This is a genomic window from Rhodobacter calidifons (genome assembly GCF_011174775.1).
Lineage (GTDB): Bacteria > Pseudomonadota > Alphaproteobacteria > Rhodobacterales > Rhodobacteraceae > Tabrizicola > Tabrizicola calidifons.
Map to the genome: position 1 here is coordinate 1 of NZ_JAANHS010000015.1, position 15,173 is coordinate 15,173.

Here is a 15,173-nt window from a genome sequence, read left to right on the forward strand (position 1 = left end):
GCCGCGCGGTCACGGCGGCAGGCTGAACCTTCCCACAGCAGCCAAAGGCCCGGCAGAGCAATCCGCCGGGCCTGTTGTGGTTCAGACCGGGTGGAACAGGCCCCGCGCGGGGTCGTAGGTTTCCAGCAAGCCTTCTCCGGTGTCGCTCCAGAGCCCGTGCAGGGTCAGGCGGTCAGCCTCGACCGCGGTTCGCACGAAGGGGAAGGTCAGGAGGTTCTCGAGACTGGTCAGGACCGCCTGCATTTCCAGCGCCCGCAGGATCTCGCCATCCGGCAGATGCGCGACCTTCTGAAAGCCCGGACGCAGGATGTCCATCCACCGGCCGACGAAACTGGTCTTCTCGTCAAGCTCGGGCGCGAGGCCGCGGCACATGTCGTGGCAGCCCTTGACGCCGCCACAGCTGGAATGTCCGAGCACCACGATATGCGCAACGCCCAGCGAGGTGACGGCATATTCAACCGCCGCGGAGGTCCCGTGGTATCCGCCGTCCGGATTGTAGGGCGGCACCAGATTGGCGATGTTGCGGTGGATGAAGAACTCGCCCTCGTCCGCGCCGAAGATCGAGGTGACATGGACACGGCTGTCGCAGCAGGAGATCACCATTGCGCGGGGGTGCTGGCCGCTTTCGGCGAGGCGGCGGTACCAGGCGCGGTTTTCCTGATAGGTCGTCGCGCGCCAGCCGTGGAATCGCTGGACCAGATAGCTGGGAAGCGGGCGGATCGGTGTCATGCGCAGGCATCCTTGGTGCTGGCCCCTGCCTATGCTGCATTTGCGGAAAATTCGAGAGGCAAAATCCGGCCCCCTGCGGGCGCGGACAACCAATTCTTCAGCATGCTGGCCCATGGTGGACCCGGGTGTGATGAAACTTGGGTGTTTGTGATGGGAGAGATTGCCACTCTCAGACCACGCGAGGTCGTGTGTCAGGACGTCGAGGCGATCGCGGTGATCTACCGCAATCTCGGTGCGCCGGTGGCCGAGCAGATGGTGACAAGGGCCTTGGGGGAACTGGCGCTTACCATGGCCGGCATTGCCGAGAAGGTCCGCTCGCAGGAACTGCGAGATCTTGCGCGCCAGCTTGGCCGGCTGGCCCGGCTGGCCGGCGACCTGGGTTTGTCCAGTCTCGCCACGGTGGCCACGGATGCACGGACCTGTCTCGAACGCGCCGACAGCACGGCCTTCTCGGCGGTCTGGGCGCGCCTGATGCGGGTTGCGGAACGGTCGCTGGTGATCGAAGCGGGGCTTGCCGACCAGTCAAGCTGAAGGGTTCCGGCCAGATTTTCGGGGGTGATCCCGAGGGCAGCCAGGCATCGCGCAGTCGGGCGGGCGTCTGCGGTCGCGGACGAGTCGTGCAAGGTCAGGTTGTGCGCCGCTCTGAGCGTACAATCGGACCAGCAAGAGTCACGATTTCGCCGATGCGACAGTGTGGCACCCACCGCCGGGATTGATGGAGAATCGTCGGCAATTCGGCGCAATCCTCTGAAAACGCTTGCCTTCTGGCTCCGATGCGGGACATCTGAAGGGATTGTGCCGACCATCGACCGGGAACAACGCTCGCGTGACCTTCGCCTTTGCCGATCCTTCCGCCGCCGCAAGGCCGCTTTACGTCCTGCGCCCCGACGAGGTGAGCGGCTTTCTGGCCGGTCCCGGCGCGGCCTGGGCGGGATGGCTGAGGGCGATCGGGTTCGAGGCGGGCCTGGGCGAGCTGCGCCTTCTGCCCGAGGCAGGGGGGGGCATCGCTGGAGCGGTAGCGGGATACGGCACGGCCCTTGCGCGGCGCAGGCTGCGGTTCGGGCTGGCCAAGGCGGTTGCAGCCCTGCCCGCAGGCGACTGGCGGCTGGAGGGCGTGCTGGACCGGGCAGAGGCGACCGAGGCCGCGCTGGCCTGGCTTCTGTCGGGCTACCGCTTCGACCGCTATCGCCCGGGCCGCAAGCCTGCCGCCCCGCCGCTTCTGGTCTGCCCGCAGGGTCTGGACCCTGCTCGGCTTCTGGCCATGGCGGAAGGCGAGGCCCTGACCCGCGACCTGATCAACACGCCGGCCGAGGACATGGGCCCGGCTGAACTGGAGGCCGCGATGGCGGCGCTGGCTGCGCGATACGGCGCCACGTTCCAGGCGATCCGGGGCGAGGAGCTTCTGGCGCGGAACTTCCCGATGATCCATGCGGTCGGTCGCGCCAGCCCGCGCGCGCCGCGGCTTCTGGACCTGCGCTGGGGCGAAACGGGGCCGAAGCTGACGCTGGTGGGCAAGGGCGTCTGCTTCGACACCGGCGGGCTGAACCTCAAGCCGTCCTCGGGCATGAACCTGATGAAGAAGGACATGGGCGGCGCCGCGACGGTGCTGGGCCTGGCGCGGATGGTCATGGCGCTGAACCTGCCGCTTCGCCTGCGGGTGCTGGTTCCGGCGGTCGAGAACCTGGTCGCGGGCAATGCGATCAAGCCGAAGGACATCCTGACCAGCCGCAAGGGCCTGACAGTCGAAGTGAACGACACCGATGCCGAAGGGCGGCTGGTGCTGGCCGATGCCCTGGCCTATGCCTGCGAGGACGGCCCGGACCTGCTGGTCAGCATGGCCACCCTCACGGGTGCGGCGCGGGTGGCGGTGGGACCGGACCTCGCGCCCTATTACACCGACGATCCCGAATTGTCCGCGGCGCTGGAGGCCGGTGCGAAAGCCGGGTTCGATCCGGTCTGGCGGCTGCCGTTCCATGATCCCTATGACAGCGTGATCGAGCCGGGGATTGCCGATCTGGACAATGCCCCGGGCTACGGGTTCGCCGGGTCGATCACGGCGGCCCTGTTCCTGCGCCGCTTCGTCGAGGGGCCGCGCTATCTGCATTTCGACATCTACGGGCACACGCCCAGAGACCAGCCGGCGCGGCCCAAGGGGGGCGTCGGCCAAGGCGCGCGTGCCTTGCTTGAAGGACTTTCGGAAATGTTGAAACTCTGACGGACAAAGGGTTTGGGCAGACCGGCCTGCGGGCGTGGGCAGGCAGTGACAGGACGAGTGGAGGAGATCGCAATGGACCGCAGGCTGACGCCCTTTTCCGGCAGGGTCGCGCATGTGTCGCTGTCCGGTCAGGTGAACGCGCCTCTGACCGAAGGCTTGCAGGCGCAGGTCATCGTGCCGGTGGCCAATCTCTGCGAAAGCCCGGGCGGGGCCCGGGACCGCCAGCTTCTTCTGGGCGAATCCGTGACGGTGATCGACCGCGACGCGGGCCATGTGTTCGTGATATCGGCCAAGGACGGCTATTGCGGCTGGATGAAGGAAAGCGATCTCGGCCAGGGTCCGGCGCCGACGCATTGGGTCGCCTCCCCCGGCACGCATCTCTACTCAGAGCCGCAGGTCCAGGCCCCCGAACGCATGGCGCTGAGCCTGGGGTCGCGGCTGGCCGTCGTCGGTTCCTGGGGCGCATGGGCGAACACGCCGCACGGCTTTGTTCCGCTGCGCCACCTGCGGGCCCTGGGCGACTGGGCCAGCGACCCGGTGGCCGTGGCGGAAAGCCTGCTGGGGACGCCTTATCTCTGGGGCGGCAACTCGCGCTTCGGGCTGGACTGTTCCGGTCTGGTGCAGCTGGCGCTGCATTCCTGCGGACTGCCCTGTCCCGGCGACAGCGACATGCAGATGTCGCTGGGCCGCCAACTGGCCCCGAACGAGCCGATGAAGCGCGGCGACCTGATCTTCTGGAAGGGCCATGTCGCGATGGTCGTCGACCGCGACCGGGTGATCCACGCCAATGGCCACACGATGTCGGTGTCCTATGAGGGCTTGAAGGACGCTGTGGCGCGGATCTCGGCAGGCGGCGGCGGGCTGGTGCAGACCCGGCAGCGGCTTTAGGCCGAAGGATCGGTCGATGCCTGCCCGACACCCGGCGCGCGCCACCGAGGAGGCGACCCCGTCGCAAGATGATGGGCAGTTTCGGAGAGGGGCGGTTTCGAAGCCGGCCGTGTCAGACCGGGCCGATCAGCCGGCGCTCCAGCACCTTCAGCACCTGGTCAAGGTCATGGCCCCGGCGCAGCACGCGCCCGTCCATCCCGACCACGGCATAAAGCCCCTGACGGTGCCGCAGCCGGGGACGTTTCTCGATGCGATAGAGCGGCGTTTCCGATGTCCGGCGGAACACGGCAAAGACGGCAAGATCACGCATCGCGGCAATCGCGTAGTCGCGCCATTCGCCCGCAGCGACCATGCGGCCATAGACCCGCAGGATCTGGCCCAGCTCCTTCCGGTCGAAACGGACCTCATCGCTGATGCGGTCGCTGTGCGGAAACGGGATCGGCGCCTCGGCGTTCATCGCCAAAGCTTACCCGCTTTGATCGCCAAATCAACCTGCCAGATCAGGCGGCAAATCCGTCCGCGATGCGTAAGGCCCCGGTTTCAAGGCCCCGCCAGTTGCGCTGGATCCCCGCCATCCGCCTGACCGCCGCCGGATGCGCCGGGTCCAGCACCCCGACCCTGGCAAGCAGCGCCGCGATCGCGGCCTCTGCCGCGCGGTAGCCGCCGTCCACGACCTTCAGCGCTATGCCAAGGCCCTTTTCCGGCACGATGCCGACATAGACCGCCTCGGCCCCTCCCTTGATCGCCACCTTGCCGCCCATGGCGCGCATCAGCTCGGTGCAGGTCTCGCCCTCGCCCGCCACAAGGTGCGGATGCGCGGCCATCGCCCGGGTCAGGCGGTGCATCGCGTCCTCGCGCGCGCCGCGGCCTTCGCGGGCGACCGCATATGTCGCCATGGCCTTGGCCAGGCCGGTCACACTCATCGCGAAGTTCGGGGCCGAGCAGCCATCGACGCCCCAGCCCGCGACCGTCTCTCCGGTCACTTCTTCGGTGGCGGCGCGGATGGCCCTTTGCAGCGGATGGTCGATTTCCACATATTCCGGTCCGGCCTTCAGATGCTGGGTCACCGTGAGGAAGCCCGAATGCTTGCCCGAGCAGTTGTTGTGCAGCTGGCAGGGCTTTTCATGGGCCTCGACAAGCCGGTCGCGTTCCGCCCTGTCCCCCGGCTCATGCGCACCGCAACGCAGGTCGGTTTCTGCCAGACCCAGATCGGCCAGCCAGCGCCCGGCCAGATCGACATGGACCCGCGCGCCCCGGTGGCTGGCGCAGGCCAGTGCCAGATGCCGGTCAGACAGGCCACGCGCGTCGGCGGCGCCCGTCTCGATCAGCGGCAGGGCCTGGATCATCTTGGCCGACGACCGCGGGAAGATCACCGCCTCAGGGTTGCCCCAGGCCGCGACGATCCCCTTGGCATCGCAGATCACCGCATGGCCCTGATGCACACATTCCAGAAGCCCCCCGCGCCAGACCTCCAGCATCGGAACCGCGCCGTCGCTGACCTTTGCCATTGATCCTCCGTCACATATGCGCGAATTGTCGCCCAGAGGGCTTTCGTCGCCTGGCGCTTTTGATTATGGCTGGAATATTGGGTAGAACGACGCCGCGCCAGCCTAAAAGGCCAACAGGTCAGGACAGAACGGCGCGGCACGAAGACAGCTTGGAGGCTGCGTCAACGATGACATTCCTTTTCGGTCGCACGCTGGCGGTTGCCGCGATCACGCTCGCCGGGGTTGCCGCCCAGGCCCAGGAATCGACCAATCGCGTCGCCACGATGACGGACTGGAACGTCTTCACTGAGGAAAACCCGAAGGAATGCTGGGGCGTTTCGAAGCCGAAAGAGACCGTGAACACCCGTGACGGCCAGCCGGTCAGCGTCCGGCGCGGCGACATCCTTCTGTTCGTGACCTTCCGTCCCGGCAAGCCGGGCGAGATCAGCTTTACCGGCGGCTATCCCTTTGCCAGCGGCTCGACGGTCGATGTTGCGATCGACGGCGTGTCCTATCAGCTGTTCACCGATGGCGAATGGGCCTGGCCGGGCAGCGCCGAAGAAGACGCCAAGCTGCTGGCAGCGATGAAGAAGGGTACGACGGCGGTGCTGACCGCGCGGTCGGGCAAGGGCACGCAGACGAAGGACACATTCTCGTTGCGCGGCTTCACCGCAGCGATGACCGACGCCGAGACCCGCTGCAAGTAAGCCTTGCCGCATGAGCCAGGGCGCCCCCGCTGCGGGGCGCTTTTCTTTTGTCTGGCCCTGCCCTATATGCGCGCCACACCAGATCGCCTGTGACAAGGCCCCGTGAAAGGATCTGCCAGATGACCACCCCCATCAGCCCCGACGTGCTGACGATCCCGCGCAAGCTGCCCGCGACGGGCAAGACGAACATCGTCGGTCTGACCCGCCCGGCCCTGCGCGAGGCGCTGATCGCAGCCGGAACGCCGGAAAAACAGGCCAGGATGCGCGTGGGGCAGGTCTGGCAATGGGTCTATCACTGGGGCGTCCGCGATTTCGCGCGTATGACCAACCTTGCCAAGGACTACCGCGCGCTTCTGGCCGACAACTTCACCATCGAGACCCCCGAGGTCGTTACGCGACAGATCTCCGAGGACGGCACGCGTAAGTATCTGGTCCGCATCGCCGGCGGGCATGAGGTCGAGGTGGTCTATATCCCCGAAACCGACCGGGGGACCTTGTGCATTTCCTCGCAGGTGGGTTGCACGCTGACCTGTTCCTTCTGCCACACCGGCACGCAGAAGCTGGTGCGCAACCTGACTTCGGCGGAGATCGTCGGCCAGGTGATGATGGCGCGCGACGATCTGGACGAATGGCCGGTGCCGGGCGCTCCGAAGGAGGAAGTGCGGCTGATCTCGAACATCGTGCTGATGGGAATGGGCGAGCCCTTGTACAACTTCGAGAACGTCCGCGACGCGATGCAGATCGTGATGGACGGCGAAGGCATCGCCCTTGGCCGCCGCCGGATCACCCTGTCCACGTCGGGGGTCGTCCCGGAAATCGCCCGCACCGCCACGGAAATCGGCTGTCAGCTGGCGATTAGCTTCCACGCGACGACGGATGAGGTCAGGGACGTCCTGGTCCCGATCAACAAGCGCTGGAACATCGCGACCCTGTTGGAGGCGCTGAAGGCCTATCCGAAGTTGTCGAACTCGGAACGGATCACCTTCGAATATGTGATGCTCGATGGCGTCAACGACAGCAGGGAGGACGCCCACCGGCTGGTGAAACTCCTGGAAGGCATCCCGGCCAAGGTGAACCTGATTCCGTTCAACGAATGGCCCGGCGCACCTTACAAGCGGTCCTCGGGCAACCGGATCCATGCCTTTGCCGACATCATCTACAAGGCCGGTTACGCCTCGCCGATCCGCACCCCGCGGGGCGAGGACATCATGGCCGCCTGCGGCCAGCTGAAATCGGCCACCGAACGGGCGCGGAAGTCGAAGGCGCAGATCGCGGCCGAAGCCGGTCTTGGCTGACCGACGGCGGCGCGCCGGAACCCGCTATCTCCAGCGGATCCGCCCGTCAGCCCGGCCCGTTCGGCCCATGACCGGCTTGTCGCCTACATCCGCAGTTTCGAGGCGGCGCTGGATGCGCAACACGAAATCGCGATGGGCTTTGCCTCGGACGCATCGGGCGTGCTGCGGATCGAGGGTCTGGGCTATATGGATCCCGACATCGTCACCTTCTACGGTCGCGACGAGTTCGGCGCCAGGACCCAGTTGATTCAGCATGTGACGCAGCTGTCGGTGATGCTGCGGGCCATGCCGCGGCAGGCCACCACCGAACCGCCGCGCCGCATCGGGTTCCAGCCGCACGCGGGCTGGGTCGGGGGCGAGGCCGGCGACGGCTCGGCCGGCTGGTCCGGGTGAGGGCCCGGCGCGGGCCACTTCCTTTCGCGCCGGTCGTCTCCGACGAGAAGCCGAAGGCGCACGAGGAGGCTGCGCGCAACCGGGTCCACCAATGCCAGCCGACCCCGTGACAGGTCGCCGCGAATCCGCTATCAGGCATCCAGACCGGAACAATCAAGGGAGCCGACCATGGCCGACCAGCACCACTCCGACCACGTTCACGGCTCGATGGACATCCGCGCGCATGAAAGGACCTTCGCGGGTTTCGTCCGCATGACGGTCTGGGTGACCTGCATCGTCATCGGCATCCTGATCTTCATGGCGCTGGCGAACTCCTGATCGCGGCCGAGGTCGTGCCCCGCCTGCTGCGCCTTCTGTCCGGCCTTCTGGTCGCGCTTGCCCTTGCCGCCTGCGGGGCCGACGCGAAGTGGGCGCCGCAAGAGCAGGTCGATGCCGCGCGCTTTGTGGCAGGACCGCCGACCTACATCACGCTTTACACCGTGGTGAACACCCGCACCGGGTCGGGCGCGCATTCGGCGATCCTGGTCAATGCCTCGGAACGGGTGATCTTCGACCCGGCGGGCACCTGGTATCATCCCAAACTGCCGGAACGGAACGACGTGCATTTCGGCATGACCGACAAGGCCGTCGCCTTCTACCTCGATTACCATACCCGCATCACCTACAACACGATCGAGCAGACGATCCAGGTCTCGCCAGAGGTGGCCGAACTGGTGCTGGAAAGGGTCAAGGCCTATGGCGCGGTGCCGAAGGCGATGTGCACCCAGGCGACGTCCTCTGTCCTGCGCGGCGTGCCTGGCTTTGAATCCCTGCCGCAGACCTTCTATCCCAGGAAACTGTCCGAAGCCTTCGGGCGCCTGCCGGGCGTCACGACGCGGGTCATCACCGACGACGACGCCGACGACAACCACGGCGTGCTTCTGGTGCAGCGCGACGGCTCGCCGCTATAGGCCCGGCCGGTTTGCTTGAACCGGGCGCGGGATGCGTTAGGGTTCCGTCCGGAACAGGGGGCATCGGACGGCATGCGCATCTTCGGAGTGATCCTGGCAGGCGGACAGGGCCGTCGATTGGGCGGTGCCGACAAGGCGCTGATCCCCCTCGCCGGGCGTCCGCTGATCGCGCATGTGCTGGACCGGCTGGAGCCGCAGGTTGACCGGGTGCTGATCTCGGCCAATGGCGACCCCTCGCGCTTTACCGGCTTCGGTTGTCGCGTCCTGCCCGATGCCCGCCCGCAGGGACCGTTGTCCGGGGTGCTGGCCGCCCTGACCCTGGCTGTCGAGATGGAAGCGACGCATGTCGTCTCGACCCCCGTCGATACGCCCTTCCTGCCCGGCGATCTTGTCCCGCAGCTGCTGCTGGCGGCGGAAGGCGCGCCCGAAGGCGTGGCCCTTGCCTCGGACGCGACCGGCGATCATCCCGCAACCGCGCTCTGGCCTGTCGGCCTCGCCCCCGCGCTGGCCGATTTCCTTGCCACGGGCGAGGCGCGGGTGCTGCGCTTTGCCGAGGCCCACCGCGCCGGTCGCGCCCGCTTCCCGGACCCGGGCGCCTTCCGGAACCTGAACACGCCCGAGGACCTCTCCGCCGCCGAGGCGCTGATCCGGGGGGCGGCATGAAGGTCTATGGCGTGATCGGCTGGAAGAATTCGGGCAAGACCAGCCTGATGGAGCGGCTGGTGGCCGAGATCACCAGGCGGGGCTTTTCGGTCTCGACGGTCAAGCATGTCCATCATGCGGTCGATCTGGACCAGCCGGGCAAGGACACCTTCCGCCACCGCCAGGCCGGCGCGCGCGAGGTGGTGCTGGCCGCGGCCGACCGGTTGGCGATCCTGGTGGAACATCGCGGGCCCGAGCCGGAACTGCCGCAGGTGCTGGCCCGCCTCGCCCCGGTCGATCTGGTGCTGGTCGAGGGCTACAAGCGCGACGCGCATCGCAAGGTCGAGGTCTGGCGGGCCGAGACCGGCCAGCCGCTGATCCAGCCGGGTGATCCGCTGGTGCGGGCGGTGGCGACGGACGCGCAGCTTACCCTGCCGGTCCCGGTGCTGGACCCGAACGACACGGCTACGGTGGCCGATTTCATCCTGCGCGAGGTCGGGCTTGTTTGATCGGGTGATCGTGGTGGACTGGTCGGGGCGGGGCACGCGCAGCCCCGCCCGTCCCTCCCCGGACGCGATCTGGACCGGCCTCTGCGAAGCGGGACACCGGGAAGAGAGCTATTTCCGCAGCCGCGCTGAGGCAGAGGACTGGCTGTCCGCCCGACTGGCCGAGGGCGGCCGCCAGCTTGTCGGCTTCGATTTTCCGCTGGGCTATCCTGCCGGTTTCGCGCGCCGGATTGCCGGCCGGGATGATGCGTACGCGCTGCATGTCTGGCTGGCCGGTCAGATCCAGGACGGGCCGGACAACCGCAACAACCGCTTCGAGGTCGCTGCCGCGATCAATGCCCGGCTTGGGGGCAACGGTCCGTTCTGGGGCCGTCCGAAGGCAAAGCCGATCCCGCATCTGTCGCCGTTCAAGACGGCGGATTACCTCGGGCTGGGTCTGGCCGAAAAGCGCCGGGTGGAACGCGAGAACCCGCCCGCCAAGTCCCTCTGGCAGCTGATGGGCGCAGGCTCGGTCGGCTCGCAGGCGCTGCTTGGCATCCCGGTCGTGCATCGGCTGGCAAAGGCGACCGGCGCGCGGGTCTGGCCCTTCGAGCCGCCGGGTCCCCTGACTCTTGCCGAGGTCTATCCCGCGCTTCTGGCCCCGTCGGTTGCGGAAGCGGGCGATCCGATCCCCGATCGGGCGCAGGTCCGGCTTCTGTCCCGGGCCCTGTTCGCCCTGGCCCTGAAGGACCGGTTGGCCCCGCTGTTCGACAGCCCTGACGAAGCGGCAGAGGAAGGCTGGATCCTCGGCGCGGGCCACGCAGGGCTGTTGCAAGAGGCGCTGGCATGGCCGTGACCCTGTTCCACGGCTTGCATCCCGAACTGCGCCCGCAGGCGGCGCGGCTCTACTGGGAAGCCTTCGGCGGCAAGCTTGGCCGGGTGCTGGGCCCCGAGGCGCGGGCCTTGCGCTTTTTCGAGCGGGTGATCCGGGGCGACCATTGCATTGCGGCCATCGATGACGCGGGCGAACTTGTGGGCATTGCCGGCTTCAAGACCCCTTCGGGCAGCTTCGCCGGCGGCAGCTGGGCCGATCTGGCGGCGGTGTACGGGGCCTTCGGCGGGCGCTGGCGCGGGTCCCTGCTGTGGCTGCTAGGCCGCGAGATCGACAACGAGCGCTTCCTGATCGACGGCATCTGCGTGGCCCGGGCGCATCGGGGCAAGGGCGTCGGCTCCCGGCTGCTGTCCGCGCTGTGCCGCGAGGCCGCCGAGCGCGGCTATCGCGCGGTCCGGCTGGACGTGATCCGCGACAACTTTCGCGCTCGCGCGCTGTACGAACGGCAGGGGTTCCGGGCCGTGCGGACCGAGGAACTGGGGGTGCTGCGATTCCTGTTCGGATTCGCGGCCTCGACGGTGATGGTGCGGCCGGTGGAATGATCGGCCCCGGCCTGGGCCGTTGCCGTCCGTTGTCATCGGGGTTTTGCGCTGAAGCACCAGAAATCCGGAAAGCCCGGGCGCCCGGCCTTGTGGGCGGCGCCGTCCCCTGTCAGGATATGATCAAATTTCACCCCCCGGGAGACCAGCCATGATCGAGAAGCGCGAGTTCTACATCGACGGAAAATGGGTGGCGCCCTTGGCACCGAATGACTGCCCGGTGATCGACCCCTCGACCGAAGAGGTCTGCGCGGTGATTTCGCTTGGATCGGAGGCGGATGCCGACCGTGCCGTCGCGGCGGCGAAGGCGGCCTTCCCGGCCTGGGCCGCGACCGATCCTGCGGTGCGGCGGAAGGTCGTGGAAGGCATCCTGGCGCAATACTACCTTCGGAAAGAGGAGATGGCGCAGGCGATCAGTCTGGAAATGGGCGCGCCCATCGACATGAGCCGCGACGATCAGGCCGAGTGTCTGCCCTGGCACCTGAAGAACTTCCTCAAGGCCTTCGATCAGATGGAGTGGATCCGACCTCTGGGTCCGCATGCCCCTGACACCATGATCGCGCTGGAGCCGATCGGGGTCGTGGGCCTGATCACGCCCTGGAACTGGCCGATGAACCAGGTGACGCTGAAGGTGATCCCTGCCCTGCTGGCCGGTTGCACCTGCGTGCTGAAGCCGTCGGAGGAAGCCCCGCTGTCCTCGATGCTGTTTGCCGAATTCTGCCATGACGCGGGCGTGCCCCCGGGCGTGTTCAACCTGGTGAACGGCGACGGCGCGGGGGTGGGGACGCGGCTGTCCAGCCATCCGGATGTCGAGATGATCAGCTTTACCGGCAGCACGCGGGCCGGACGGGCGATTTCCAGGGCGGCGGCCGAGACGCTGAAGCGGGTCACGCTGGAACTGGGCGGCAAGGGCGCGAACCTGGTCTTCGCCGATGCCGATGCGCGCGCCGTGGAGCGGGGCGTGCGGCACATGATGAACAACTCCGGCCAAAGCTGCAACGCGCCCAGCCGGATGCTGGTGGAACGCAGCTTCTACGACCGGGCGGTGGAGATTGCTGCCGAGGTGGCCAACAGCATCAAGGTCGGTCCGGCCAGCCTGCCGGGCGACCACATCGGCCCGGTGGTGAACAAGCGGCAATGGGATCAGATCCAGGGCTACATCCAGAAGGGCATCGATGAGGGTGCGCGGCTGGTGGCCGGTGGTCTGGGCCTGCCCGAGGGCATGAACAAGGGCTACTTCGTCCGACCGACTATCTTTGCCGATGTGAAGCCGGGCATGACCATCGAGCGCGAAGAAATCTTCGGGCCGGTGCTGTGCATGATCCCCTTCGACAGCGAAGAGGAAGCGGTGCGGATCGCCAACGACACGCCGTATGGTCTGACCAACTACGTCCAGTCCCAGGACGGCGCGCGGCGGAACCGGCTGGCGCGTCAGTTGCGGGCAGGTATGGTCGAGATGAACGGGAAGGCTCGCGGGGCTGGTGCTCCGTTCGGGGGCGTGAAGGCCAGTGGCCGGGCGCGCGAGGGTGGCATCTGGGGGATCGAGGAGTTCCTGGAGGTCAAGGCGATCTCGGGCTGGGACCTGGCGGCAGAGTAGCGATTTCTTCGAAGAAATCGCATCGGAGCCTTCGAAGGCTCCGGTCCGGAATTCGCACGAATTCCGGTGCGCGAAGAACTTGACACAGGTGTCGAGACTGGCTGACATGGGGCAACCGGAGGCCGTCATGACCCAGCATCCCCGCCTGATGTCCCCCTTGCAGCTGCGGGGCCACCGCCTGCGCAACCGGATCGTCTTTGGCGCCCATACCGCAAACATGTCGGATCAGGGGATGCCGGGGCCTCGGTACGGCAAGTATCTTCTGGAGCGTGCCTTGGGTGGCGCGGCGATGGTGGTGGCCGAGCCTGTGCCGGTTCACCGGACCGGGGTGCTGACCCGGGGTAATTTCCTGCATTCCGACGACGCGGTGATCCCGGCCTTCCGCACGATCACCGACGAGGTGAAGGCGGCAGGCGCCGTCATCATCCAGCAGCTATACCACATCGGCGCGCATGGCGATTCAGACCTGAGCTTCGCTCCGCATTGGTCGCCGTCCGGGGGGCCGTCGTATCACGACAGCGACGGCTCGCATGCGATGACGGGGGCGGAGGTCGAGGAGTTGCTGGAGGCCCATGTCGCGGCGGCGGTCCGGGCCAAGGCGGCGGGGTTTCAGGGGGTGGAGGTCTGGGCGGCCTATCATTCGCTCCTGGACCAGTTCTGGACGCCCTGGTCGAACCAGCGGACCGACCAGTGGGGCGGCTCGCTGGAAGGCCGCACGCGGTTCTCGCGCACGTTGATCGAGCGGGTGCGGCGGTCCTGTGGCGACGACTTCGTCGTGGGCCTCGCGGTGAGCTACTCCGAAGCCTACGAGGTCACCTTGGGGGCGGAGGCTTTGTGCGAAATCCTCGACCTGCATGACCGGACGGGGCATGTGGATTACGTCACGGTGGGCGCGGGATCCTATCTGGAATTCGAAACGATCATCCCGCCCTTCACGCATGGCGAGAAGCTGACGACGCCTTTGACGCAGCAGCTGAAGGGTCTCCTGAAGCACGCCGTAGTGACATCAGAGGCGGGGGTCAGGACGCCCGAGAATGGCGAGGCGATCATCGCCTCGGGCCTCGCGGACCTGGTCAGCATCGTGCGCGGCCAGATCGCCGACCCGTATCTGGCACGGAAAGTGGCAGAGGGGCGGCCCGAGGACGTGCGGGGGTGCATTTCCTGCAACCAGATGTGCTGGGGGCGGCGATCGCGGGATTACTGGATTTCCTGTCTCGTCAACCCGAGTGCGGGGCGAGAGTTCGAGTGGGGCGGGGACCGGTTCTCGCCTGCGGTCGAGGCGAAGGGTGTGCTGGTCGTGGGCGCGGGGCCGGCAGGGCTGGAGGCGGCGCGGGTCGCCGCCGAGCGCGGGCACCGGGTGGAGATCGTCGAGGCCCAGCCCGTCGTCGGCGGCCAGTTCCGGCTGGCGGGGATGCAGCCCCGGCGGGGGCAGATCCTGGAGCTGATGGACTGGTATGAACGGCAGGTCGACCGGCTGGGGGTGCGGCTGCTGCTGAACACATTTCTGGAGGCGGGCGAGGTCGCGGCGCATCCGGCTTCGGTCGTGGTGCTGGCGACGGGGTCGCTGCCGGACGAGACCGGGTTCCAGCGCTGGGTGCCGCATCTGGCCGCGCTGCCGGGGATCGAGGCCGGAGGTGTCTGGTCGCCGGAGGCGGTCCTGCGCCGCGAGGCACGGCTAGGGGATGCGGTGGTCGTTTACGACGAGGGCGGCAACTGGCGCGGGGTCGGAACGGCCTGGGCCCTGGCAGAGCAGGGAAAGCGGGTGACCATCGTCACGCCGGAGGCCTTCGTCGGGAAGGAGCTGGCGCGTACAGCGGCCGATGGGGTGGTGCGACGGCGACTGGGGGCTCTGGGGGTGCGGATGCTGGCCGAACACCGGCTGGTGCGCTGGCATGGCAACGGAGTGACGGTGCGAAGTTTCCTGTCAGGGGAAGAAGAGGTGATCCCGGCCTCGGGTCTGGTGATGGCGACGACGAACCGGGCGCTCGACCCGTTCCCCGAGACGGTGCCCGGTAAGGTCCTGCACCGGATCGGTGACTGCCAGGCGCCACGGCTGGCGGCCTATGCCTTCCATGAGGGGCGCAAGGTCGGCCTGATAATCTGAGGCTTGTCCAGGCGGGACGCCCCGGGTCCATCACGACACGGGACGCATTCAGCCGGGTGACGGGAAAGCGTCGGGGAGGGTTGAAAGACCGGGATCCGGGTTTGTCTGTTCCGGTTCGTCCAACGCAGATCCGCGGCAGAGTCTGGAACCGCGGCGGCATCACGGCGCGGCAATGGCCTTCCAAGGCCCCTCTCAAATGGCGGCTTTCATGACAGGGCGACAACGGGGGCGAGGGCTGACACCTGGCTCT

16 protein-coding genes and 1 pseudogene are annotated in these 15,173 nt (G+C 67.5%); 14 read left to right on the forward strand and 3 right to left on the reverse strand.

The features are described from left to right. Window positions 1-81: 81 nt before the first annotated feature. Window positions 82-729, reverse strand: coding sequence for a carbonic anhydrase (locus G8O29_RS15135; RefSeq protein WP_166404065.1), 648 nt, complete (start codon window positions 727-729; stop codon window positions 82-84). A 150-nt stretch (window positions 730-879) separates the two neighbouring features. Here G8O29_RS15135 and G8O29_RS15140 point away from each other — a divergent pair, with 150 nt between their 5' ends. The 3 genes from G8O29_RS15140 (at window position 880) to G8O29_RS15150 (ending at window position 3,832) form a co-directional block, all read left to right on the forward strand. Next, window positions 880-1,260 carry a hypothetical protein gene (locus G8O29_RS15140; RefSeq protein ID WP_166404066.1) on the forward strand — a complete coding sequence of 127 codons (381 nt, stop codon included), beginning with the start codon at window positions 880-882 and terminating at the stop codon, window positions 1,258-1,260. A gap of 295 nt (window positions 1,261-1,555) precedes the next feature. Next, window positions 1,556-2,944, forward strand: a complete 1,389-nt coding sequence (locus G8O29_RS15145) for a leucyl aminopeptidase family protein (protein ID WP_166404067.1) — start codon at window positions 1,556-1,558, stop codon at window positions 2,942-2,944. Between the two features lie 72 nt (window positions 2,945-3,016). After that, window positions 3,017-3,832, forward strand: a complete 816-nt coding sequence (locus G8O29_RS15150) for a C40 family peptidase (RefSeq protein ID WP_166404068.1) — start codon at window positions 3,017-3,019, stop codon at window positions 3,830-3,832. Window positions 3,833-3,944: 112 nt separating this feature from the next. Here G8O29_RS15150 and G8O29_RS15155 read toward each other — a convergent pair whose 3' ends face one another. Together G8O29_RS15155 and G8O29_RS15160 are read right to left on the reverse strand one after the other, a co-directional pair. Beyond that, entirely contained in the window at window positions 3,945-4,289 is a 345-nt protein-coding gene (locus G8O29_RS15155) for a DUF2794 domain-containing protein (protein WP_166404069.1), read from the reverse strand. Between the two features lie 43 nt (window positions 4,290-4,332). After that, window positions 4,333-5,340 (reverse strand): asparaginase, encoded by a 1,008-nt coding sequence (locus G8O29_RS15160; protein WP_242679131.1) that lies wholly within the window; start codon window positions 5,338-5,340, stop codon window positions 4,333-4,335. Window positions 5,341-5,507: 167 nt separating this feature from the next. Between G8O29_RS15160 and G8O29_RS15165 the strand changes: the two genes are divergently transcribed. The 11 genes and pseudogenes from G8O29_RS15165 (at window position 5,508) to G8O29_RS15215 (ending at window position 14,923) form a co-directional block, all read left to right on the forward strand. Beyond that, window positions 5,508-6,026, forward strand: a complete 519-nt coding sequence (locus G8O29_RS15165) for an invasion associated locus B family protein (protein WP_166404070.1) — start codon at window positions 5,508-5,510, stop codon at window positions 6,024-6,026. A 119-nt stretch (window positions 6,027-6,145) separates the two neighbouring features. Further along, window positions 6,146-7,321 carry a dual-specificity RNA methyltransferase RlmN gene (gene rlmN / locus G8O29_RS15170; RefSeq protein WP_166404071.1) on the forward strand — a complete coding sequence of 392 codons (1,176 nt, stop codon included), beginning with the start codon at window positions 6,146-6,148 and terminating at the stop codon, window positions 7,319-7,321. A gap of 42 nt (window positions 7,322-7,363) precedes the next feature. Further along, a pseudogene (locus tag G8O29_RS15175) lies at window positions 7,364-7,714 on the forward strand (DUF6173 family protein); the annotation flags it as partial. A gap of 168 nt (window positions 7,715-7,882) precedes the next feature. Then, window positions 7,883-8,032, forward strand: coding sequence for an aa3-type cytochrome c oxidase subunit IV (locus tag G8O29_RS15180; protein WP_166404073.1), 150 nt, complete (start codon window positions 7,883-7,885; stop codon window positions 8,030-8,032). Window positions 8,033-8,046: 14 nt separating this feature from the next. Continuing rightward, window positions 8,047-8,664: a hypothetical protein gene (locus tag G8O29_RS15185; RefSeq protein ID WP_367890187.1), complete on the forward strand. Its 618-nt coding sequence runs from the start codon at window positions 8,047-8,049 to the stop codon at window positions 8,662-8,664. Window positions 8,665-8,736: 72 nt separating this feature from the next. Continuing rightward, window positions 8,737-9,327 carry a molybdenum cofactor guanylyltransferase MobA gene (mobA, locus tag G8O29_RS15190; RefSeq protein WP_166404074.1) on the forward strand — a complete coding sequence of 197 codons (591 nt, stop codon included), beginning with the start codon at window positions 8,737-8,739 and terminating at the stop codon, window positions 9,325-9,327. Further along, complete coding sequence (gene mobB, locus G8O29_RS15195) at window positions 9,324-9,815, forward strand: molybdopterin-guanine dinucleotide biosynthesis protein B (RefSeq protein WP_166404075.1); 492 nt, start codon at window positions 9,324-9,326, stop codon at window positions 9,813-9,815. The genes mobA and mobB overlap by 4 nt, the downstream gene beginning before the upstream one ends. Further along, on the forward strand, window positions 9,808-10,647 hold the full coding sequence (locus tag G8O29_RS15200; RefSeq protein ID WP_166404076.1) for a hypothetical protein: 840 nt from the start codon (window positions 9,808-9,810) through the stop codon (window positions 10,645-10,647). The genes mobB and G8O29_RS15200 overlap by 8 nt, the downstream gene beginning before the upstream one ends. Beyond that, window positions 10,638-11,225 carry a GNAT family N-acetyltransferase gene (locus G8O29_RS15205; RefSeq protein WP_166404077.1) on the forward strand — a complete coding sequence of 196 codons (588 nt, stop codon included), beginning with the start codon at window positions 10,638-10,640 and terminating at the stop codon, window positions 11,223-11,225. The genes G8O29_RS15200 and G8O29_RS15205 overlap by 10 nt, the downstream gene beginning before the upstream one ends. Window positions 11,226-11,373: 148 nt before the next feature. Then, complete coding sequence (locus G8O29_RS15210) at window positions 11,374-12,819, forward strand: aldehyde dehydrogenase family protein (RefSeq protein ID WP_166404078.1); 1,446 nt, start codon at window positions 11,374-11,376, stop codon at window positions 12,817-12,819. 127 nt (window positions 12,820-12,946) lie between these two features. Continuing rightward, window positions 12,947-14,923 (forward strand): oxidoreductase, encoded by a 1,977-nt coding sequence (locus G8O29_RS15215; RefSeq protein WP_207623876.1) that lies wholly within the window; start codon window positions 12,947-12,949, stop codon window positions 14,921-14,923. Window positions 14,924-15,173 lie beyond the last annotated feature (250 nt).

Bases quoted from the DNA above. Each gene is read 5' to 3' on its own strand.
- G8O29_RS15135 (WP_166404065.1), bottom strand. From the start codon at position 729: ATGACACCGATCCGCCCGCTTCCCAGCTATCTGGTCCAGCGATTCCAC.
- G8O29_RS15140 (WP_166404066.1), top strand. From the start codon at position 880: ATGGGAGAGATTGCCACTCTCAGACCACGCGAGGTCGTGTGTCAGGAC.
- G8O29_RS15150 (WP_166404068.1), top strand. From the start codon at position 3,017: ATGGACCGCAGGCTGACGCCCTTTTCCGGCAGGGTCGCGCATGTGTCG.
- G8O29_RS15155 (WP_166404069.1), bottom strand. From the start codon at position 4,289: ATGAACGCCGAGGCGCCGATCCCGTTTCCGCACAGCGACCGCATCAGC.
- G8O29_RS15160 (WP_242679131.1), bottom strand. From the start codon at position 5,340: ATGGCAAAGGTCAGCGACGGCGCGGTTCCGATGCTGGAGGTCTGGCGC.
- G8O29_RS15165 (WP_166404070.1), top strand. From the start codon at position 5,508: ATGACATTCCTTTTCGGTCGCACGCTGGCGGTTGCCGCGATCACGCTC.
- rlmN (WP_166404071.1), top strand. From the start codon at position 6,146: ATGACCACCCCCATCAGCCCCGACGTGCTGACGATCCCGCGCAAGCTG.
- G8O29_RS15180 (WP_166404073.1), top strand. From the start codon at position 7,883: ATGGCCGACCAGCACCACTCCGACCACGTTCACGGCTCGATGGACATC.
- mobA (WP_166404074.1), top strand. From the start codon at position 8,737: ATGCGCATCTTCGGAGTGATCCTGGCAGGCGGACAGGGCCGTCGATTG.
- mobB (WP_166404075.1), top strand. From the start codon at position 9,324: ATGAAGGTCTATGGCGTGATCGGCTGGAAGAATTCGGGCAAGACCAGC.
- G8O29_RS15205 (WP_166404077.1), top strand. From the start codon at position 10,638: ATGGCCGTGACCCTGTTCCACGGCTTGCATCCCGAACTGCGCCCGCAG.
- G8O29_RS15210 (WP_166404078.1), top strand. From the start codon at position 11,374: ATGATCGAGAAGCGCGAGTTCTACATCGACGGAAAATGGGTGGCGCCC.
- G8O29_RS15215 (WP_207623876.1), top strand. From the start codon at position 12,947: ATGACCCAGCATCCCCGCCTGATGTCCCCCTTGCAGCTGCGGGGCCAC.